The sequence below is a fragment of the Caulobacter sp. SL161 genome (assembly GCF_026672375.1).
Lineage (GTDB): Bacteria > Pseudomonadota > Alphaproteobacteria > Caulobacterales > Caulobacteraceae > Caulobacter.
In genome coordinates this window covers 2,928,740-2,948,135 of sequence record NZ_JAPPRA010000001.1, presented here as the reverse complement: position 1 = coordinate 2,948,135, position 19,396 = coordinate 2,928,740, and the positions used below count along the sequence as shown (strand labels likewise).

General features: G+C 67.9%; 18 protein-coding genes, 1 tRNA gene and 2 pseudogenes. 10 read left to right on the top strand and 11 right to left on the bottom strand.

The features are described from left to right. Positions 1 to 16: 16 nt before the first annotated feature. The 5 genes from OVA11_RS14430 to OVA11_RS14410 form a co-directional block, all read right to left on the bottom strand. Entirely contained in the window at positions 17 to 1,798 is a 1,782-nt protein-coding gene (locus tag OVA11_RS14430; RefSeq protein ID WP_268068010.1) for a M1 family metallopeptidase, read from the bottom strand. A 92-nt stretch (positions 1,799 to 1,890) separates the two neighbouring features. Then, positions 1,891 to 2,451, bottom strand: a complete 561-nt coding sequence (locus OVA11_RS14425; RefSeq protein WP_268068009.1) for a demethoxyubiquinone hydroxylase family protein — start codon at positions 2,449 to 2,451, stop codon at positions 1,891 to 1,893. Then, positions 2,448 to 3,077 (bottom strand): disulfide bond formation protein B, encoded by a 630-nt coding sequence (locus OVA11_RS14420; protein WP_268068008.1) that lies wholly within the window; start codon positions 3,075 to 3,077, stop codon positions 2,448 to 2,450. Before OVA11_RS14420 ends, OVA11_RS14425 begins: the two co-directional genes overlap by 4 nt. Beyond that, the gene (locus OVA11_RS14415) at positions 3,074 to 3,682 is read right to left on the bottom strand and encodes a YqaA family protein (protein WP_268068007.1); all 609 of its coding nucleotides are present in this window, start codon (positions 3,680 to 3,682) and stop codon (positions 3,074 to 3,076) included. Before OVA11_RS14415 ends, OVA11_RS14420 begins: the two co-directional genes overlap by 4 nt. 106 nt (positions 3,683 to 3,788) lie before the next feature. Further along, complete coding sequence (locus OVA11_RS14410; protein WP_268068006.1) at positions 3,789 to 5,990, bottom strand: TonB-dependent hemoglobin/transferrin/lactoferrin family receptor; 2,202 nt, start codon at positions 5,988 to 5,990, stop codon at positions 3,789 to 3,791. Positions 5,991 to 6,152: 162 nt separating this feature from the next. On the opposite strand from OVA11_RS14410, the gene OVA11_RS14405 reads away from it, so the two are divergent. The 6 genes from OVA11_RS14405 to OVA11_RS14380 all read left to right on the top strand — a co-directional run bounded on the left by OVA11_RS14405 (position 6,153) and on the right by OVA11_RS14380 (position 9,660). After that, positions 6,153 to 6,938 carry a DUF4198 domain-containing protein gene (locus tag OVA11_RS14405; protein WP_268068005.1) on the top strand — a complete coding sequence of 262 codons (786 nt, stop codon included), beginning with the start codon at positions 6,153 to 6,155 and terminating at the stop codon, positions 6,936 to 6,938. After that, on the top strand, positions 6,935 to 7,420 hold the full coding sequence (locus tag OVA11_RS14400; RefSeq protein WP_268068004.1) for a hypothetical protein: 486 nt from the start codon (positions 6,935 to 6,937) through the stop codon (positions 7,418 to 7,420). The genes OVA11_RS14405 and OVA11_RS14400 overlap by 4 nt, the downstream gene beginning before the upstream one ends. Before the next feature lie 123 nt (positions 7,421 to 7,543). Beyond that, positions 7,544 to 7,792 carry a DUF3297 family protein gene (locus OVA11_RS14395; protein ID WP_268068003.1) on the top strand — a complete coding sequence of 83 codons (249 nt, stop codon included), beginning with the start codon at positions 7,544 to 7,546 and terminating at the stop codon, positions 7,790 to 7,792. A gap of 34 nt (positions 7,793 to 7,826) precedes the next feature. Next, positions 7,827 to 8,069 carry a hypothetical protein gene (locus OVA11_RS14390; protein WP_268068002.1) on the top strand — a complete coding sequence of 81 codons (243 nt, stop codon included), beginning with the start codon at positions 7,827 to 7,829 and terminating at the stop codon, positions 8,067 to 8,069. Between the two features lie 68 nt (positions 8,070 to 8,137). Further along, on the top strand, positions 8,138 to 8,923 hold the full coding sequence (locus tag OVA11_RS14385; RefSeq protein WP_268068001.1) for a hypothetical protein: 786 nt from the start codon (positions 8,138 to 8,140) through the stop codon (positions 8,921 to 8,923). A 227-nt stretch (positions 8,924 to 9,150) separates the two neighbouring features. Next, positions 9,151 to 9,660, top strand: a complete 510-nt coding sequence (locus OVA11_RS14380) for a MarR family winged helix-turn-helix transcriptional regulator (RefSeq protein WP_268068000.1) — start codon at positions 9,151 to 9,153, stop codon at positions 9,658 to 9,660. 3 nt (positions 9,661 to 9,663) lie between these two features. Here OVA11_RS14380 and OVA11_RS14375 read toward each other — a convergent pair whose 3' ends face one another. Next, positions 9,664 to 10,656 (bottom strand): P1 family peptidase, encoded by a 993-nt coding sequence (locus OVA11_RS14375; RefSeq protein ID WP_268067999.1) that lies wholly within the window; start codon positions 10,654 to 10,656, stop codon positions 9,664 to 9,666. Positions 10,657 to 10,757: 101 nt separating this feature from the next. Between OVA11_RS14375 and OVA11_RS14370 the strand changes: the two genes are divergently transcribed. Both OVA11_RS14370 and OVA11_RS14365 read left to right on the top strand, forming a co-directional pair. After that, positions 10,758 to 10,842, top strand: a tRNA-Leu gene (locus OVA11_RS14370). 113 nt (positions 10,843 to 10,955) lie between these two features. Next, a complete protein-coding gene (locus OVA11_RS14365; protein ID WP_268067998.1) occupies positions 10,956 to 11,705 on the top strand; it encodes a LamG-like jellyroll fold domain-containing protein in 750 nt (249 codons plus the stop codon). Here the strand turns inward: OVA11_RS14365 and OVA11_RS14360 are convergent. Next, a complete protein-coding gene (locus tag OVA11_RS14360) occupies positions 11,656 to 12,279 on the bottom strand; it encodes an alpha/beta hydrolase (protein WP_268067997.1) in 624 nt (207 codons plus the stop codon). The genes OVA11_RS14365 and OVA11_RS14360 overlap by 50 nt on opposite strands. A gap of 110 nt (positions 12,280 to 12,389) precedes the next feature. Then, on the bottom strand, positions 12,390 to 13,454 hold the full coding sequence (locus OVA11_RS14355; RefSeq protein WP_268067996.1) for a glutathione S-transferase family protein: 1,065 nt from the start codon (positions 13,452 to 13,454) through the stop codon (positions 12,390 to 12,392). An 83-nt stretch (positions 13,455 to 13,537) separates the two neighbouring features. On the opposite strand from OVA11_RS14355, the pseudogene OVA11_RS19860 reads away from it, so the two are divergent. Continuing rightward, positions 13,538 to 13,611: pseudogene (locus OVA11_RS19860) on the top strand (hypothetical protein); the annotation flags it as partial. Between the two features lie 70 nt (positions 13,612 to 13,681). On the opposite strand, the gene msrB reads toward OVA11_RS19860, so the two are convergent. Next, positions 13,682 to 14,161 carry a peptide-methionine (R)-S-oxide reductase MsrB gene (gene msrB, locus OVA11_RS14350; RefSeq protein ID WP_268067995.1) on the bottom strand — a complete coding sequence of 160 codons (480 nt, stop codon included), beginning with the start codon at positions 14,159 to 14,161 and terminating at the stop codon, positions 13,682 to 13,684. Positions 14,162 to 14,213: 52 nt separating this feature from the next. Between msrB and OVA11_RS14345 the strand changes: the two genes are divergently transcribed. After that, positions 14,214 to 14,789: a type 1 glutamine amidotransferase family protein gene (locus OVA11_RS14345; protein ID WP_268067994.1), complete on the top strand. Its 576-nt coding sequence runs from the start codon at positions 14,214 to 14,216 to the stop codon at positions 14,787 to 14,789. 177 nt (positions 14,790 to 14,966) lie between these two features. Here OVA11_RS14345 and OVA11_RS14340 read toward each other — a convergent pair whose 3' ends face one another. Continuing rightward, on the bottom strand, positions 14,967 to 15,458 hold the full coding sequence (locus OVA11_RS14340) for a GlcG/HbpS family heme-binding protein (protein WP_268067993.1): 492 nt from the start codon (positions 15,456 to 15,458) through the stop codon (positions 14,967 to 14,969). Next, positions 15,455 to 19,375 (bottom strand): annotated as a pseudogene (locus tag OVA11_RS14335) (LamG-like jellyroll fold domain-containing protein). The gene OVA11_RS14340 and the pseudogene OVA11_RS14335 overlap by 4 nt, the downstream one beginning before the upstream one ends. Positions 19,376 to 19,396: the final 21 nt, after the last annotated feature.

The window sequence follows — 19,396 nt, the reverse complement described above, 5'->3', positions numbered from 1 at the left end:
CCGCCTGCGCTGAAGACTACTTCTTCTCCGCCGCCGCCTTCTCCTCTGCGGCCTTCTTGCGGGCCTCGGCGGCCGCCTTGTCGGCGGCGGCTCTCCAGGCCTGATAGGCCTCGACATAGGGCTGTCGCCGCAGGACCTTGGACGCCGGATCGATGATCACCGGCGTGGCGTCGCCCACGCTCACCCGGTCCGTTCCGCCCGTCATGGCGAGCGTGATGGTCCGATCGCCGACCTTCACCTCCACCGGCATCGGGAAGGGCTTGTCGCCGGCGGTCTTCCACGTCAGCACCAGATCGACGCCCTCGCGGGTCTCGACCAGTTCGGGGGCTGCGGCGTCGTAGAGATAGACGTCGAAGAACCAGCCATAGTCCTTGCCGGTCACCTGATTGACGATCTTCACGAAGTCTTTCGTGCCCAGGTGGCGCGGCTTGAAGTTGCCGGGCTTCGGATCATCGCGGCCATAGACGGCGATCCGCGTGATCCTGAAGAACGCCTCGTCGCCGATCAGCGTGCGCAGCGTGTGAAGGACGTTCGAGGCCTTGTAGTAGATGTCGTTCCCCGGCCCGCGATCGCCATTGTAGACGGCGTCCTCCTTGAGCGGACGGCCCGAGACGATCGGGAACTTGTTGCGCACGGCCAGGCGCTGGGTGTTCAGCCGGCTCATATACTCCATGTCGCCGTGCAGCCACTGCGAGTAGAGCGGCTGCATGTAGGTGCCGAACCCCTCGTGCAGCCACATGTCGTCGTTGTCGGCGTTGGTGAGTTGGTTGCCGAACCACTCGTGCGCGAACTCGTGCTGCAGCAGCCAGTCAAAGCCATAGCCGTCGAGCCGGTACTCGTTGCCGTAGGCGTTGATGGTCTGGTGCTCCATGCCCAGGTGCGGGGTCTCGACGACGCCGATCTTCTCGTCCCGGAACGGGTAGGGGCCGATCATCTGCTCGAAGAAGTCGACCATCGGCGTGAACTCGGCGAACAGGCCCTTGGCCTTCTCGGCGCGGCCCTTCAGGTGCCAGTACGACATGGGAATGCTGTCGCCGAACCGGCTCTTATAGACGCCGGTCAGCTCCTCGTAGGGACCGACGTTCAGCGCGATGGCGTAGGTGTTGGGGTTGCGCGCCCGCCAGTGATAGGTGCGCCAGCCGTCCTTCTCGGTCATGCCCTTGAAGGCGCCGTTGGCGGGAGCCACCAGCGGAGCGGGCACGGTGATATGCAGGTCCACCAGCTTGGGCTCACCGGTCGGATAGTCGATGCAGGGCCAGAAGAGGTCGCAGCCGTCGCCTTGCACCGCCGTGGCGATCCACGGCTCGCCGGTCTCGGTCTTGCCCCAGACAAAGCCGCCGTCCCAGGGCGCGCGCTTGGCCTCGTGGGGAACGCCGTCATAGGTGATCACCAGGGTCACCGACCGACCCTTGGCCACCTTCCGGGGCAGGGTGACGGTGAGCCGGCCCTCCGGGTTGCTCCAGGCGTCAGGCTTGAGCGCCTTGCCGTCGATCGTCAGCTTGCGGATCGTAAAGACGCGATCGAAGTCGACCACCAGCTTGTCGAGCCGCGACCGGGCCGTGAAGGTGAGGGTGGCCTCGCCCTCGATGGCCTTCTTCTCAGGCAGGATCTTCAGCTTCAGATCGGCGTGATCGAACGCCAGCGCCTGTTGCTCGGCGGGCATGGCGCCGCCGGTCTCGAGGCTGAGTGGGCTGGTCTTAAGGCTCTCCGCAGAGGCTCCGGTGGCGACGAGCGCCAAGACGGAAACCGCGCAGGCGGCGATAACGCGGATACGGCGCGACAATGAACGACTCCCCAACCCGGACGATCAGGAGGGTATCGGTAGGCGCGCGCGCCCGAGACGCCAAGCATCCGGCCAAGAAAATGGAGTCGAAACGCGCGCGGGGCGCGTCAGATCTTCTCGCTGATCTTGATCGCCGCCCGGCAGCCGGCCTGGATGACCGTCGTCAGAAGCGGGTAGGCCGTCGCCTCGTGCGCGCCTTCCTCGACCGCGAGGTCGCGGTGAGCCAGTTCGTCGTCGCGGAATTGGCTGAGTTCGGCGGCCAGCGCGGGGTCGCGATCCTTCAGTTCCTCGATCTGGCCCGCATAGTGCTTTTCGATCACCGTCTCGACGGCCTCGGTGCAGGCATGGGCGGCCTTGTCGCCCAGCAGGGCGGTGCCCGCGCCCAGGGCGAAGGCGGCCGCGCGCCAGATCGGCGACATCAGGGTCGGACGCACGCCGCGCTCGGTCAGCAGTTCGTTGAAGCGGGTCAGGTGGACCTGCTCGTGCCCTTCCATCTCGCGCAGTTGGTCGGCGATGCGCTCGCGCCCGGGCGCGGCGCGCATGACCGCCGCCTGGCCGCGATAGATGTGGACGGCCGCCAGCTTGCCGGCCTGGTCGACGCGCAGGATCTCGGCCAGACGCGCCTTTGACGCGGCCGCGCCAGGACGCGGGGGGACAGCGCGGCTCATGCGAGGGTCTCCGACTTGCGGAACGCCGCCAGGAAGGACCAAGCGGCCAGCTTCAGCGAGATCAGCACGTTCCAGCCGGCCATGGACAGGCCGAGGAACACCCAGGCGGCCTTGTCGCAGGCCGGGGGCTTGATGTCGGCCGTGCCCTTCAGCATCGCCTCGAGGTTTGAAGCCGCCGCAGCATCGCCGCCCGAGCAGGTCTTGGGGCCCGGCCACCACTTCCACTCGGCGCCGGCGTGATAGGCCGCCAGGCCCGCGCCGTAGAGGAAGATCGCGCCCAACAGCAAAAGAGCGGGCGTACGAAGACGCGGCCAGAGCGGCGTGCGCTGCAGGACAAGTCCGATCAGACCGACCGTCCCTGCGACCCAATAGACTTCGCGTTGCTTCAGGCACAGGTGACAGGGCGCGAGGCCGCCGAACTTTTCGAAGGCGTGGGCGATGGCCAGCAAAAGCGCGCTCGACAGCAGCGCGATCAGCGGCCAGTGCCGGGTCACGACGTCGACAGTACGGTCCACGAGCGACGGCGCGGGCGCCTCGACCGGCGCCGGGCCGCGCACGGGCGTGGCTTGCGGCTCAAGCCCGCTGATCGGACCAGCCTTCTCGACCTTCGGGTCGTCGTTCGTCATGCCACGCAGGCTCCGGCGTCTCCACTTCCGCCCAGGAGGTGGCTGGCGGCGAGGCCGATGACAAGGAGCGCGATCAAAATTCCGGCGAAGAGCGCCAGACGGCGCTCGATCACCGGCAGCAGGGCCGGGCCGAACTTCTTGACCACGAAGGCCACCAGGAAGAACCGGGCGCCGCGCGTGATGACCGAGGCGATGATGAACATCGGGAAGCTGAAGGCCGCCAGACCGGAGGCGACCGTCACCAGCTTGTAGGGGATCGGCGTCAGGCCCTTGGCCAGGATCACCCAGACACCGTACTTGCCATACCAGCACTGGAATTCTTCCAGCCCGCCGGCGTGGCCGGTGACCTTCATCATCCAGATGCCGAGGTCCTGCAGGAAGAAGCCGATCGCATAGCCGAGAACGCCGCCCAGCACCGAGGCCAGCGTGCAGAGCGCGGCGTAGCGCCAGGCCTTCTCGGGCTTGGCCAAGCACATCGGCGCCAGCATCACATCCGGCGGGATGGGAAAGAACGAGCTCTCGGCGAACGAGACGGCGAACAGGCTCTTGGAGGCGTGACGGGAGGCGGCTAGGCCCATGACCCAGTCGTAGAGGCGACGCAGCATGCGAACTCCGATGTCGTGACCGCGCCTTGCTAGCAGGGGCGGAGGCGCTTGTCCGCAAGGATGTCGGCGCGCGCGGCTTCCCGCCCGCGCGCGCCGCTCCGCCTGATCAGAATTTCAGCGCCAGGGACACGCTGTAGTTCCGGCCAGGCTGGCTGTAGGCGTCCTTGACCGTCGAGGTGTTCGAGAGGCCGCGGACGTCGCTCCACCACCAGTATTTCTCGTCCGTCAGGTTGAAGACGCCTGCACGCACGGTGACGGTGTCGGTCACGGCCCACCAGGCCGTGGCGTCGGCGACGGTGAAGGCCGCCGGGATGAAGCAACCGCCGGCGCAGGTGACGCCCGCGCGGCTGGCCGATTTGCGGTCGGCGTGAATGACGGCGAGATCGCCGCCGAAACGTCCCGACGGTGCGCGATAGGCCACACCGCCCGTGATCTTGACCGGATCGATCGAGACCAGGGGCGTGGTGACGCCGTTCGCCTTCGACGAGCCCTTGGCGTAGGCGACCCCGGCGCGGGCGGTGAAGCCGCCGCCCAGATCGACGCTGCCCTTGGCTTCCGCGCCGCTGATCGTCACACCCGACAGGTTCACATACTGGTAGACGGCCGGGCTGGCGGCGGTGAAGTTCCCGCCGACCTGAACCTGCTCGATGAAGTCGTCGTACTCGCCGGTGAAGCCGGCCACCGAGGCTCGCCAGCGTCCCTGCGCCAGCCGAAGGCCGGCCTCCAGCGTGCGGCTGGTTTCCGGCTTGAGGTCAGGATTCGAGATCGATTGGTAGTTTGAGACCGGATTGGAGAAGCCGGTGTTCACCTGCGAGGGCGACGGGGCCTTGAAGCCCGTCGCGGCGTTGGCGAACACGGTGACGACGTCGCTGGCTTCCCACACAAGGCCCAGCTTGGGCGACAGGTGCGAGTCGCTCTGGCCGGCGGCCGAGGCGTGGAACAGCGGGTCGGCCTTGGGATCGAGCTTGTAGTAGTCGAAGCGCAGTGCAGGATAGAGCGTCAGGCGACCGACCGTGATCTCGTCCTGGACGTAGAGTCCGCCCAGGGTGAAGTCGGTGGTCGGGAAGGCCTTGGCCGGGAACGACTCGCCGACGGGCGGAACCGTGCCGTCGCGCGTGCCGCTCTGGCGCGTGATCGACGCGTCGCCGCCCCAGACCACGTCATGCGTCACCGCGCCCTGGTCGAAGCGGCTGTGGAGTTCGACGCTGCCGCCAAATACGCGGTTGTTGAACGTGGCGTCCCGCGTGCGGTCAGCGGCGGTGTTGCGGTCTTCGGCCGAGAACTGCCGAGTCGTACTCTTTTGCCAGTAGAGCGTGGTTTGCGCCGTGTCGATCAGGCCCTGGCCGCCGTCGAAGCGGTGATCGAGGCTGACGCGGTCGCGCTTGACCTTGTCGAAGGCGGTCATGCCGACGACGCTCGTCGCGGCCAGAGGCGGCTTGGCGATCGCCGAGAGCACCGTCCAGTCGACGTCGCGGTCCAGGTGATCGACCGTCAGGCGGATGCGGTTGTTGTCATTGGGGCTGTAGATCAGCTTGCCCAGGATGGCGTTGGACTGATTGTCCTCCGGATTGGCGGTGGTGCGGTCTGTGTCGGCCGAATTGTTGGTCCCGGCGGTCTTCTGACCCTCGCCGTCGCGGCGGGTATAGGTCAGCAGGCCTTCCCAGCGGCCGGACTGGGCCGCCAGCAGAACACTCTCGGTCCAGCTCTGATCGGCCGAGGCGTAGCCGACGCGCGCCCGGCCCGCGAACTTTCTGCCGGCCTTGACGATGTCGGACGGATCCTTGGTGATGAAGCTGACCGACCCGGCCAAGCCGTCGGAGCCATACAGCGCCGAGGCGGGGCCCCGGACGATCTCCACGGACTTCAGCGTGTCGAGGTCGACATGGTCGCCACGACCGACCGACTGGGCGCCGAAGGCGAAGCTGTCGGGCACGCGCACGCCGTCCACGACGATCAGCACGCGGTTGCCTTCCAGGCCGCGGATGTTGAAACCGGCGTTTCCGTCACGGCCCGTCGAGGCGCCGGCGGTGGTGAAACGCGCCGGGGCGCTGCGGACGGACACGCCCGGCTCGTCGCGGACCAGGTCCTTGATGTCCTTGATCAAGCCGTCCTCGATCTCTTGGCCGGAGATGACGGTGACGCTGGCCGGCGCCTTGGAGAGGGCCTTCTCCGAGCGCGTTGCGGTGACGGTGACCTTGTCGACCTCGACGGCGTCGGCTTCGGGTTTGACGTCGTCGGCGCGGGCGGCCGTGGCCATCAGAACGGCGGTGGAAGCAGCGGCGACGGCGGCGAGTTTCAGGCGCGACATCGAGATCCCCTCTAAACACTAAAACATGCGAATAGCTCGCAACTGGCGTCGAGGGGCCTAAAGCCGGCGAGGGGGGAGGTCAAGCTAATTAATATTGATTCTCAGAAGCAATCGCAATAAAGCGGAGCCGCCGCAGCCGATGCGGCGCTTGGGGTTTGTCCAATGATCCGTTCGTTTCGCGCCGGCCTGACAGGCGGCGCGCTCCTGCTCGCCGTGCTCGGGCCCGCCGCCCAGGCCCATTCGCCCTATCTGTTGCCGACGGTGTTCGATGCGTCCGACCGCAAGGTCGTCACGGTGCAGGGGGCCTTCACCGAGAGCTTCTTCACGCCCGAGGTGGCGATGAAGTCCGACGGTTACGCCGTGATCGGGCCGGACGGCGTCCGCACCGCCCTGGTTCCGGTCTACACGCGCGAACTGGCTCTGGTTGAAGCCGCGACCGAGAAGCCCGGAACCTACCGGATCACCACCGGTCTGCGCGCCGGCCGCGTGGCTAAGGCGGCCTTGGTCAAGGGCGAGTGGGAGTTCTTCGAAGGCTCCAAGGCGCCGGCCGACGCCATCGACATGCAGAGCCTGACCCTGGCCGACGTCTATGTCACGCGCGGCGCGCCCAGCGATGCGGCCTTGGCGCCGCATGGCAAGGGCCTGGAGTTCCGGGCCGTGACCCATCCCAGCAAGATCGTCACCGGCCAGGACGCCGTGTTCGAGGTGCTGTTCGACGGCAAGCCCGTGGCCGGCCAGCCGATCACCCTGCACGGCGCTGACGACCGCTACGCCGACACCAAGTCGGCGCCCAGGACGCTGAAGAGCGACGCCAGCGGCCGCTTCACCGTCCGGGTCGATCAGTCGGGCGTCTACCAGATCCAGTCGCGCTATCGCGTCGCCGCGCGGGCCCCCGGCCAGCCGGGCCAGAGCTTCACCTACGCCCTGACCTTCGAATCCCTCCGTTGAGCGAAAGACCCGTCATGAAGACCCGCACTCTCCTGACCGCCGCCGTGGCTGTGTCCCTGATCGCCGGCGCGGCCCACGCCGCCTCGCACGCTCGCGACATCTTCATTAAGGAGCAGGACCAGAACGGCGACAGCGTCGTCACCAAGGACGAGTACGCCGCCACGCGCGCCATCCAGTTCGCCAAGACCGATACCGACAACAGCGGCGCGCTGTCGCAAGCCGAATACGTCGCCGAGTTCAAGGCGCGGCTGGAGGCCAAGCTGGCCGCCTCGGACATGACGCCGGAGAAGAAGGCCGAGGAACGGATGCGCCAGATGCGGCAGACCGACATTCGTTTTGGCGTGCTCGACACCGACAAGAGCGGCGGAATCACCAAGGCCGAGTTCGACTATTCCGGCTGGCGGATGTTCGTGACCCACGACACCAACAATGACGGCGCGGTCTCGGCCGCCGATCCGATCAAGAGCGATCAGACGACCTGAAGCGTCGCGGGGGCGCTCCATCGGGAGCGCTCCCGTTCTTCAAGATTTGGACTTTGCGCGTTTCGTGGCTATCACCCCCGGCCAAGACAGGGGCCGCGCGGCCCGCACCGAAAGCTGAAGACCATGAGCGACACGCCCCCCGACCGCCTCTCCGTCAATCCGGACAGCCCCCACTACAATGCTGACCTTTTGGAACGCGGCATCGGCATCCGCTTCAAGGGCGTCGAGAAGACCAATGTCGAAGAGTACTGCATCAGCGAGAAGTGGGTGCGGGTCGCGGCCGGCAAGACCCTGGATCGCAAGGGCAATCCGATGACGATCAAGCTCCAGGGCGAGGTCGAGGCCTATTTCCGCGACACGGCCGAGGGCTGAGGTTCTGTCGACCTCCGACCCCGACCTTGAAGCGATGGCGCGCGACGAGCTCTCGCGCGCCATGACGCTGCGCTGGCAGGACCTGAAGGGCGTGATTCCCTGGGGCGACACCTTCGAGGGCATCTCGCCCGCCGGTCGTCATGTCGAGGTCGAGCGCAGCTATATCTGGGCCGCAGGCGAGGGCGGCGACATCCTCTGCGAGGTCGCAGTCTATGGCGGCCCGTCGCGCTACGAGCACGGTGCGCGGGTCTCCGCCATTATTTCTCGCCCGTCCTAGCCACCTTGGCCGTGCATCCGTAACGCTGTTGCGTTAACCATATCGTGCGTCATCAAATGGCGCGTCGCGTGGGGCGGAGAAGTCGGGTGTACCAGTCAGAATTTCCGGTGGATCAACCTGTGCCGGTCTTCGATCCGACGCTGGTCTTCCTTCTTGTGCTGGCCGGCCTGGCGATCATCGCCCTGGCCTTCTTCGCCGGTCGCCTGACGGGGCGGGGCGACAAGGGCGACAAGCACGCCGAGACCCCCAAGATCATCCACGAGACCATCAAGGCCAAGTGCGTGGCCGCCAGCAGCGCCCATTCGGGCGAGCTGGTCACCAAGACCCAGGACCTGATCGACGAGGTCAAGCTGCGCATAGGCCCGGTGCTCGCGTTCGGCGGCCCGTGCGGCAAGACCTTCGAGTTGCTCAACAAGGCCATGAAGGGCGAGCGTCCCGAGGACAAGAAGGACGATCACGGCAAGGGCGACAAGCACGGTCACGGCAAGGGCCATGACCACAAGGGGCACGACAAGGATCACGATCACGCCGGCGGTGGTCACCACGACGATCCGAAGGCCACGCCCGCCAAGGCCGGGGTCGAGGTCTTGAGCCGCAACGTGACGATCGTCGGCTCGCAGACCGTGCTGCTGACCGACACTAAGCCCGACCATGGCGAGCACGACCCTCACGACGAAGGGCCCAAGCCGCTGGAGTACAAGGAGCACATCCAGCTGCTCCGCCTGGCGGTCGCCGAGTTCTCCGACTTCTGGAATCGCAAGACGTGCCTCGACGAACTGCGCGCCTGCCAGCAGGCGCTGCTGACGACCCCCGAGCCGCCCAAGGACAAGCACGCCGCCGCCGCCCATCACTGACGGATCGCCGTTCAGGAAGGCGAGATGACTATTCTCTGCTCAAGTGACGTGCGATCATGAGGCATCTTCGGCTTAAACCGTGACGAGCATTGAGCTCCAGCGGCGCCGAAGCCCAAACAGACAGCACTGGCGGCGTCCCCATCAGGGCGGCGATCGGGCTTAACGGATCAAGCGAAAGGTCGCTCCTTCCGAAGGCGGCCGCGCCTGGGAGGTCGAGGGGTAGGGACATGACCGCAACGGTCTCTCCGATCACGTCTGGCGCGCCCGAGGCGCCCGAAGCCAATGTCAGTCTCTCGGACTATGTGCCTTACCGTCTGGCGACGGCGTCGGCGGCGGTCAGCCGTCTGATCGCGCGCGCCTACGAAGATCGTTTCGGTCTGACCATCCCGCAGTGGCGGCTGATGTCGGTGCTGGCGGAGGGGCCGCTGACCCAGCATACGGCCGTCACGCGCACGGCGATGGACAAGGTTCGCGTCAGTCGCGCCGCCCAGGAACTGGTCGTCCGCAGGCTGGTGGCTCGCACTACGGTGCGTTCGGATCGGCGGTCGCACACGCTGGAGCTCACGGCCGCCGGGCGGCGCCTGTTCGCCGAGATCGCGCCCCTTGCTCTGGCCTATGAGGCGACGCTGCTGGCGGGCCTGGCCCCTAGCGAGGTGGCGACCTTCAAGCGCCTGCTCGATCACCTGGAGACCGCCGCCATCCAGCTGGCCGGCGGCGAGACCATCACGCCGCCCTAAACCTTAGCGGCCCTTGTTGCTCTCATAGACCGCCCGCGCCATCGCGCGCGCCAGGCAGTCGGCCGCCGCCGAGCCGATCCGGGTCCGCAGCACGCTGCGTATGGGATCTGCGCCCAGCGGCCTGGCGCCGGACGCCAGAGCGAAGACGACATCGCCGTCGAAGGGCGTGTGGCAGGGGCGCACCGCCCGCGCCATGCCGTCATGGGCCATCATCGCCATGCGCTGGGCCTCGGCGGTCGACAGGTCAGCCGTGGTGGCCACCAGGGCCAGGGTGGTGTTGGCGCCGGCCTTAAGGCGCGCGCCCAGCTTCGAATCGTCGGGAAGGGGCTCGATCGCCGGCGCCATGGTCCCCGGGCGGCGCCCGCCGAACTCGCCGTCGATCTCGAACGGCCAGGCCCAGAAGGTCTCGCCATCGGCCATATAGGCCGAGCCCACGGGATTGGCCGCCACCAGGGCCGCCACGATCAGCCCGTCGCCCAGGTCGAGCGAGGCCGAGCCCAGCCCGCCCGGTCGCAGCCCCGCTATCGCCCCGCGCCCCGCGCCGACGGGCCCCAACGGAAAGTCTTCGCCCGCCGCCTCGACCGCGCGCACGCCCAGGGCGCGATAGGGCGGGGTCAGGCCCCAGGCCTTGTCGCCGCCGTTGGAGAGGTCGTGCAGGCAGGCGGCGGGCACGATCGGGATGGCGGGCGTTCCCGCCGTGATCCGCACGCCCACGTCGCGGTTCGACAGGGCCGAGGCCACGCCGTCGGCCGCGCCGAGCCCGAACACCGATCCGCCCGAAAAGCAGATCGCGTGCGCTTTGGAGAAGCTGTTCTCGGGCCGCAGGGTATCGGTCTCGCGAACGGCCGGGCCGCCCCCGCGCACGTCGACGGCGGCGGTCCAGGCTTCCGGACACAGCACCACCGTGACGCCGGTGCGGACGGCCTCATCCTCGACGCAGCCAACCTTCAGGCCAGGCACGTCGGTGATCAGATTGCGGGGGCCGGGCTTGGGCATCGGGAATCTCCGTGTGGAGCAATGCTAAACCGTCCATCGCGCCTCTGGAATTCGCCGCGAACGCCTGCTAGGAAGACGACCCTTCGCTCCGGCGAAGACGTGCGGGCGTGGTGAAACTGGTAGACGCGCCGGACTCAAAATCCGGTTCCGAAAGGAGTGTCGGTTCGACCCCGACCGCCCGCACCAACTCCTTTTATCTTCCAGACGGACGAACCCGGTTTCGGCTTGAAAAAGCCCGGACCTCGCTCCAGCATCAGCCCTGATACCGGTGTCATCAAGCGCCCCCGGGAGGAGACGTCATGACCACATCCAACAGCGCCCGCGCGGGCTTGCGCGTCGTCGGCCGTCGCGCCGTGCTTGGCGGGTTGGGCGCGCTGTCGGGTGGGAGCGGGGTCTTGGCCATGGGCCGCCGGCCCAAGCCGCTGAAGGACGCGCCCGACCAGACCCGCTGGGTGTTCGATCGTCTCACCGACATCGGCGGGGCCAGGACCACGGTCGAGGGCGAACCGCAGCTGATCGACAGCCCGTACGGCAAGGCCGTGCTGTTCGACGGCGTCGACGACCGGCTGGTGATCGACCGCCACCCGCTGGCCGGCATGGGCCAGTTCACCTTCGAGGCCCTGTTCCGCCCCGACGGCGGGGTGTTCGCCCAGCGCTGGTTCCATCTGAACGAGGAAGACCCCACGCCCGGCGCGCCGCCCTCGGTCACGCGCATGCTGTTCGAGATCCGGGTGACCGGCGAGGCCTGGGCCCTGGACGCCTTCACCACCGGGCCGGGCTACAAGCACACCCTGCTGTTCCAGGACAAGCTGTTCCCGGTCGGCAAGTGGTACTGGGTGGCCCAGAGCTATGACGGCAAGACCTATCGCGCCTTTGTCGACGGCCAGCTGCAGGGCGAGGCCGAGATCGCCTTCAAGCCGCAAGGGCCGGGGCGATCGTCGGTCGGCGCGCGGATGAACAAGGTCGACTATTTCAAGGGCGCGATCCGCGAGACGCGCTTTACGCCACGCGCCCTGACGCCAGGGGGCCTGCTGCGGGCGAACGTCTAGGCGTGTCGGCCGCCTCGACCTGATGGATCAGGCCCTTCAGCAGGGCGCGGCCCTTGGGCCAGGCGCCGTGGCCGGAGTCGACATTGATATGGCCCGCCCGGCCCAGGTCGACGAACCGCGAGCGCCAGCCGCGCGCGAAGGCCTCGGCGCGGTCGATCTCGACATAGGGGTCGTTGCGACTGGCCACCACCAGGCTGGGGAACGGCAGGCGCTGACGCGGGATCGGCGAGAAACCGACCAGCAGGCGGCCGGCCGGTCCCTCGCGATTGACGTCGGCCGGCGCCACCAGCATGGCCCCGGCGACGCCGCGTCCGCCCGTCACCTGGGCGAAGTGGGCCACCAGCGCGCAGCCCAGGCTGTGGGCCACCAGAATCGCGCCGGGCCGCTGCCGCACGGCCTCGGCCAGGCTGATGGTCCAGTCGCCCAGCAGCGGGCGCTCCCAGTCCTGTTGCTCGACGCGCTCGGCGTTGGGCAAGGCTCGCTCCCAGTGCGTTTGCCAGTGGTCAGGACCCGAATTGTAGAGGCCCGGCACGATCAGGATCGGCGGCGTGGCGTCTCGGTTGGGGAGGGGCATTGTGGTCCGCCGGAGGTTGAGCGCTGATGAGCGATCTCTAAGGCGGGGCGGGGATTGCGCTCAATTCATATCAATTGAGTAGGATTTAAGGAAAGCTGTTAGCTCCCCCCTCACCCCGCCCCAAACAACGCCTCGCACCCCGTCCCCGCCAACACCGCGTCCGCCGCCGTGCGGTCAGCGGCCGACAGCGCCCCGTAGGCCTGCCGCAGCGCCATCAGGCACTTGGCCTGGTAGGGGAAGGTCGGCTGGGTCCAGGGGCGGCCGTCGATCACCGCATCGACCGTTTCGGCGCCGTCCATCGCGGCCTTGGCGTTGGCCAGCAGGAACGGCGCATAGACCCGGCCGATCTCGCTCAACAGCGGCCGCAGAGTGGCTGTGAGATCGGCCCGCGAAGCCCAGTGCATCACGTCGGGTTCCAGGCCTGACAGGTCCTCGACCCGGTCCAGCCAGGCGCGGACCCGGCGCGAGCGTTGGACGGTGATCGCCGCCGAGGTGGGTTCGATGATCGCCAGTTGCGACAGCTGACCCTGGATCGCGAAGTCCGCCGCCGAGGGGCGCGCGCCCAGCACATAGCCTTGCCGCTCGATCAGGCCGTCCAGCACCTCGACGAAGCGGGCGTAGCTGGCCTCTATGGTGGCGGCGGTGGTCGGGTTGGAGCCCACCACATAGAGGCGGTCGATCTGGCGCCTGGAGATCTCGCGCGCCGCCGCCTCGGCGATCGGGCCGGGCAGGGTGGGGTCATGCCAGAAGATCAGCATCGGCCCGGCGTTCTCAATGTCGGCCGCGTGCGCCCAGCGGAAATGGAACATGGCCTTGGTCAGCCACTCGTCGGCATAGTCCTCGATCAGGTCGTTGAGGAAGGCGAGGGCCGGATCGTCCGGGATCACCGAGCGGCCGGCGTGCTCGCGCTCCAGGCGGCGGATGATCGGCGTGGAGTCGGTCACCGCCTCGAAGCCGTCGGCGGTGGGGAAATAGAAGGTGGGCAGCAGCTTGACCTTCGGCGCGGGCAGGCCCGGCGGCGGATTGCGATGGCTGCCCCAGTGGATGGCGTGCGGGATGCGCCGAAAGCGCAACAGCGCCAGCATCTTGCGGGTATAGGGCGATCCCGCCGCGCCCAGCAGGGCCAGGGGCGCTGAAGCCGCTTTGGACATGTTCCCTCCGCTGTCGCTCATCATCGAGCTTTTGGCAGAGGGGATGTCGAAAGAGGCTCGCCGTCAAACTTCCCCTTGGGTCACGGGCGTGTTCGCGGTCTCTCCGGATGGAAATCCTCGTCCTTCGACAAGCTCAGGATGAGGATTCTGAGCGCGCTGAGATCACACTCGTCCTCACCCTTAGCCTGTCCCCCGGGACCGACCGGAGGTCGGCTCGAGGACAAACTCCGGGCGAGGGCGGCTCCCAGGGGCTATGGGATCGCATCGCCCCGATGCAGCGGATCGGGCAGGGGATCGCCCGCCTTCACGAACTGCAGCGACACCGAGTTGATGCAGTAGCGCAGCCGCGTCGGCGCGGGGCCGTCCGGGAAGACGTGGCCCTGGTGGCTGTCGCAGCGGGCGCAGCGGGTCTCGATGCGGACCATGCCGTAGGAGGTGTCGCGCACGCCGACCACGTGGTCTTCGGCGAACGGCGCGTAGAAGCTGGGCCAGCCGGTGCCGCTCTCGAACTTGGTCTCGTGCTTGAACAGCGGCAGGCCGCACAGGCGGCAGCCATAGACGCCGGGGCTCTTCTCGCCCAGCAGGCCGCCGCAGAACGGGGCCTCGGTGCCGTGGTGCAGCAGGACGCGGGCCTCCTCGGCCGTCAGGTCGGCCTCCAGGCGTTCGCGTTCTGCCTCGGTCGGCGGGGTCAGGTCAAAGCCGGCGGTTGAAAGGGTGGCTGCGTCTGTCATGAAAGCCAGTGTAAGCGCTTGAGCGTCTTTTCGGTAGCACCAGGAGCCCCACATGACCGTCGCCGTCGCCTTTCTGCAGCCGGGCTGGGCCGATTGGGAAGCCGGCGCCGTGCTGGCCCTGCTGCGCGAGCACCTGAAGGTGCAGATCGAGATCGCCACGCCCACCGGCGATCCGGAGACCTCGATCGGCGGCGTACTGGCGGCGGCCGACTATCGGTTCGACGATCCGGTGCTCAGCGACGCCGACCTATTCATCCTCGTGGGCAGCGAGACGTGGAGCGAGGGCGAAAATCCGGCGATCAGCGCGCTGATCCGCCAGGCCCTGGCCGACGGCAAGCCGGTGGCGGGCATCTGCGCCGGCACCACGGCCCTGGCGCGGGCCGGCCTGTTCGCCGGCCGCCAGCACACCTCTAACGGCAAGGACTGGCTGGAGGGCGTGGTCCCCGGCTATGCGGGCGCCGAGCACTATGTCGATACGCCCAAAGCGGTGACCGATGGCAAGCTGGTCAGCGCCTCGGGCCTGGCGCCGGTGACCTTCGCGGCGGCCGTGGCGCGGCTGGTGGCGCCCGAACAGGAAGCGCTGATCGCGGAGTACGAGGCGATGTTCGCGCGGGAGTTTTCGGCTTAGAGGTTACCCCAGCGCCATTCCCACAAGATCGAAACACGTGTCATGCCGGACGCCTCGTAGAGGCGATCGGGGACCCAGGAGCCGCGCGCACGGCGTTTCGACACCCCCTGGGTCCCGGCTTTCCGCGCTGCGCGCTATGGCCGGGATGACACAGAGGTGATTGATTTGGAGGAGGCGCTACTTGATCGCCGTCTGACCCGCGCGCGCCACCACACCGTCCTGGGCCGACGTGCCGCCGGAGACGCCGATGGCGCCGACGATCTTGCCGTCGGCCAGCAGCAGCTCGCCGCCCTCCACGGCCATGGCGCCGGTGAAGATCGCATTCAGCGTGCCGCTCTTCACGGCGTCCTGGAACACCAGGGTCGGGCGGCGGAAGTTGGCGGCGGTCTGCGCCTTCTTCATCGCCACGTCGGTGGAGCCGTACTGGGTACCGTCCATCTTTTCGAGCAGCACTGGCTGGCCGTTGGACTCGACCACGACGAAGGTCATGGACCAGCCGTTCTTGCGCGCCTCGGCCTCGGCGGCGGCGACGATCGATTTCGCCTCGGCCAGGGTGACCACGCGGCTGGAATAGGCTGGAGCGGGCGCCGGCGCCGGCGCAGTCTGGGCGAAGGCGTATCCGCCGGACAGGGTCAGGGCGGCGGTGATCACGGCAAGCGTCTTGTTCATGGCAGCACGACCTCGTCGTTCAGGGCGGTGTTCTGAGGCTGGCTGGAGACGATGCGGACCCGCAGGCCCGAAGCCTTTGCGCCCGCAGGGATCTTCAGCTTCACCGAAGCGGTCTTGGGCAGCAAGTCGCGCGGCGCCTTCAGGGACGGGATCGCGGCGGTGTTCAGCACCTTGCCCGCTTGATCGACCAGGTCGAGTCTGGCGGTGGCCGTATCCTGGGCGCCCAGGCTGTGAACCCTGGCGGTGACCGTCGAGCCTTTCACCGTGACATCGCCGCGACCCACGCCCAGATCCGCGCGCTGAGCCGGGTCATCGCCCGCCTTGGTCAGGCTCATGTCGAGGATCGTCGTCTGGCGCGGGGGCAGGACGATCCTGGTCCCCAGGCTGCGCTCGAAGGCGACCGTGCGCGCTTCGCCGGGGCCGTCGATCGCGTCGTCGCCGTTGGCGTCCAGACCCTGGGTCAGGCGCCACTGGCCGGGCGTGACATTCCAGCCGGTCATGGTCGCCGTCACCGGCTTGTCGGTGGTGTTGTAGGCGATGACCTTGAAGCCGCTCCTGGTCGCGTCCTTGACCAGCAGGGCCACATCCGTGCCGTCAGCGCCGTCGAAGCGCCAGGACACCGTATGGCCCGGGTTCATCTGGCCGCGCTTGTTGGCGATTCCGCCCAGGCGAGTGCGTTGCAGAAAATCGGACGGCAGCTCCACGCGGTCCGACCACCAGTGGCCCTCGGTGTGCATGTACATATGCTGGGCGTTCCACTGGATCTCGTCGGCGTAGAGGTCCTCCAGAAGGGTCTTGTCACCCGTGAGGGTCCAGGCCGCGTAGCGCTCGAACGCACCGCCCTTGGCGGCGGCCTTGACCAGTGCGCCCTTGTTGGGCGCGCCCAGGTTCAGCGCGGTGAGGGCGTTCTCGTTGACCGCCGCCAGCGATTTCAGACCGTTCTTGCCGATCCGCCAGTGGATGGGCGCCAGATATTTCGCATCGCCCGAGAGGCGCCAGGCCGACCAGAACAGCTGGAACGGACCATCCGCGCCCGAGCCCTGCAGCACCGTGCCGCCCCGCTCGGCGTCGCTGCGCCAGTTGATCTCGTTGGGCAGGGAGCCATCGGGCTTGGCGTGGGCCAGATAGCTGTCGGCCAGGCCCAGCACCGTGGCCTTGGCCGTGGCGTCGCCATTGTAGTCGGCGATCAGGATCGAAGGATGGGTGACGCCGAACGAATAGGGCTTCTGCCACTCCCACGGGCCCTCGCGATACGAGATCTTGCCGCTGTACCAGTTGGTGTTGAAGTGCACATGGCCGGCCGGGTTCTGGTCGACGATGCGGGGCAGGGCCTTTACCGTCGTGAACAGGCGCTCGACCGCCAGCGGATCGCCGTAGTTGACGTACATCGCCTCGGCGTTGGAGTTGATGCCCTCCTCATAGGCGTGGAGTTCGTCGGTCGCGATGGTCGACAGGCCGTCCGTGAACATGCCGTTCTTGTAGACCGCGTCGGTCAGCCGGTTCAGCGAGTGGGTGATCTTGTCGGGCTGCACGCCCATCAAGGCCACGCCGGGCCATTGCTGCAGAAGGTCGCTGTCGTCCGAAAGGCCGCCGCCGAAGTCGCCGAAGTCGGCCTGCCGCTCGTCGATCCACCAGGTGATGAACTTGGAGACCAGCTTGAGGTCTTCCAGTTGGCGGAAGGCCCACAGCGGCGTGTCGTCCCTGGGCTTGGGCTGCTCGAACGCCGGCCATCCCTGGCTGCCATAGGTGATGTCGCCCCAGTATTCGCGGCCGATCGGGTTGTCGGGATCGACGCGCAGCAGGTCGGAGATGTCGGCGTAGAGGCGGCGATAGAGGCCCTGGCGCTTGGAGGTGGTGTGCTCCTCCACCAGGAAGGCCCAGTTGTCCTTCACCTGGTTCAGGCGGTCTTGGATGTGTTCGACCTTGGCCTGGTCGCGGTCTTTCAGCACCAGACGGATCTTGGCGCCGTCCAGGGCCTTGGGACCAAACTCGGCGCTGTCGGCGGCCAGGGTCAGGTAGAGGCTGTCGGCGGTCAGGATGCGGTCGCGCAGGTCCAGCCACACGGTGCGGGCCTCGCCGGCCTTCACCGAGACGCTGACGTCGATCATGTTGCGGCCCGGCCAGATCGGGTCCTTCAGCTGGATGTTCAGGGGTATGATCGTCCCGGCCGCGCCGGGCAGGGCGGGGATGTCGAGCGCGACGCCGTCCAGGCCGTCGCGGGCGTTCTCCCAGCCATAGGCCCAGTTGCGAGCCAGCGGCTTGGCCGCCGGCGCATCGCCGAAGCCGGACGGGATCAGCACATGGACGATCGGCAGGCCCTTGGCCGTAAGGTCGCCGGCGGGGCGCGACCGGTTCGGCGCGCCTTCGGGAATGGCGACGACGGTGGCGCGCTCGCCCATCGGATGGCGGCCCGCGATGTAGGCGTTCAGGTCGGCCAGGTTCAGATAGTCCGGCGCCACCTCGGTCCGGACCGTGTAGCTCATCTTGAACGCGTCCTTCGGCTCGGCGCCGGCGAAGACGTTATAGGCCCAGAGCTCCTGGATCGGGGTTTCCTGCACGACGTTCGTGAAGGTCAGGACGCCGCCCTTCAGCGGCGGGTCCAGGCTCGCGACGCTGCGCTGCTGGTCCTTGGCTCGGCTCGCCACGCCGGCGCCCTTGTCGCCCGCCTTGGCGGCCCAGGAGAGATCGCCATAGGCCGGGCCCTGGATCTCGATGCGGTTGATCGGCTCGTCGGGCAGGGCCAGCGTCAGGGCCTTGCCGCCGTCGACATAGACGTTCCAGTCCGGCAGCGGGAAATAGTCGTCGCGGCCGGGCAGGCGCGAGCGGTTGTAGACGCCGGGCCAGGTGGTCTCCGAGATGCCGTCATTGGCCCGCCACATCCACTGCTTGATGTCCTTGGCGTCGGCGATCTCGACCTTGCGGATCGTGGTCTTCTCGTCGGCCAGGAGCGGCGGCGCGGTCTTGGTCCAGCCATAGCGCTGCTTCCAGGCGGCGCGGACGGCGGGGTCGCCGAGCGTGGCGACGGGCGCTGCGATGGCCGGGGTTTCGTTGCGGGCCAGGGCGGCGATGGCGTCTGCGGCCAGCGGGCGGTCATAGACCCGCAGCTCGTCCAGATCGCCGCCGCGCGTGAAGTTGTAGCGGCTCTGCACCTGGTGCGGCGCGATCACGCGACCGGCGACCCCGAACTGGTCGAGGCCGGAGTCATAGGCGGCCTTGGTCTCCTTTTTCGCCGCCAGCTTGCCGTCGACAAAGAGCTGGACGCCGGTGGTCTCGTCCCAGGTGAAGGCCAGATGCGTCCAAGCGTCGGGGGCGGGGGCCTTGTCGACCTTGAACGACACGCGGGTGCGCGAGAGGCCATTGTCGGTGACGAAGGCGTCGAAGCCCTGGCCGTTCCAGTCGATGCGCAGGAACGCCATGTCCCAGCTGGAGTGGTCGGCGTAACCGACGCGGAAGATCACGAACGGCGCGACGCCGACCGGGTAGCCGGACTTCCAGAAGAAGGCGAGGGTCCCCCGCTGGGCCTGGATATTGCCGGGCGCGTTCCACGAGACGACGCCATCATCGGCGGCGCGGAAGCCCTGGCCGGTCCTGCCCTCGATCAGGGTGACCTTGTCGGCGAAGTTCGGAATGGGATCGCCGGCGGCGATGTCGGCCACCAGACCCTTGTCGCCCGAAAGCCGGAAGAGAAGCGCCGGATCACCGGCCGGCGCGGCGTTGGCGGCGTTGGCGGCGCTGGCCAGGGCCAGGGCGCAGGTCGAGCCCAGGAACATCGACTTCATGACGACCGTCTCCTCCCGATGGCGACCATCTCGGACCCTGTGTTAGGTAACCGGTGTCATGCCTTTGGTCCGGTTTAGCGCCGTAAGGGCAAGCTTGCAAACCCGGCGGGGCCTGATAGGCCATGCTGCAAAGCACAAAAAACTGCGGGCGGAAGTTGC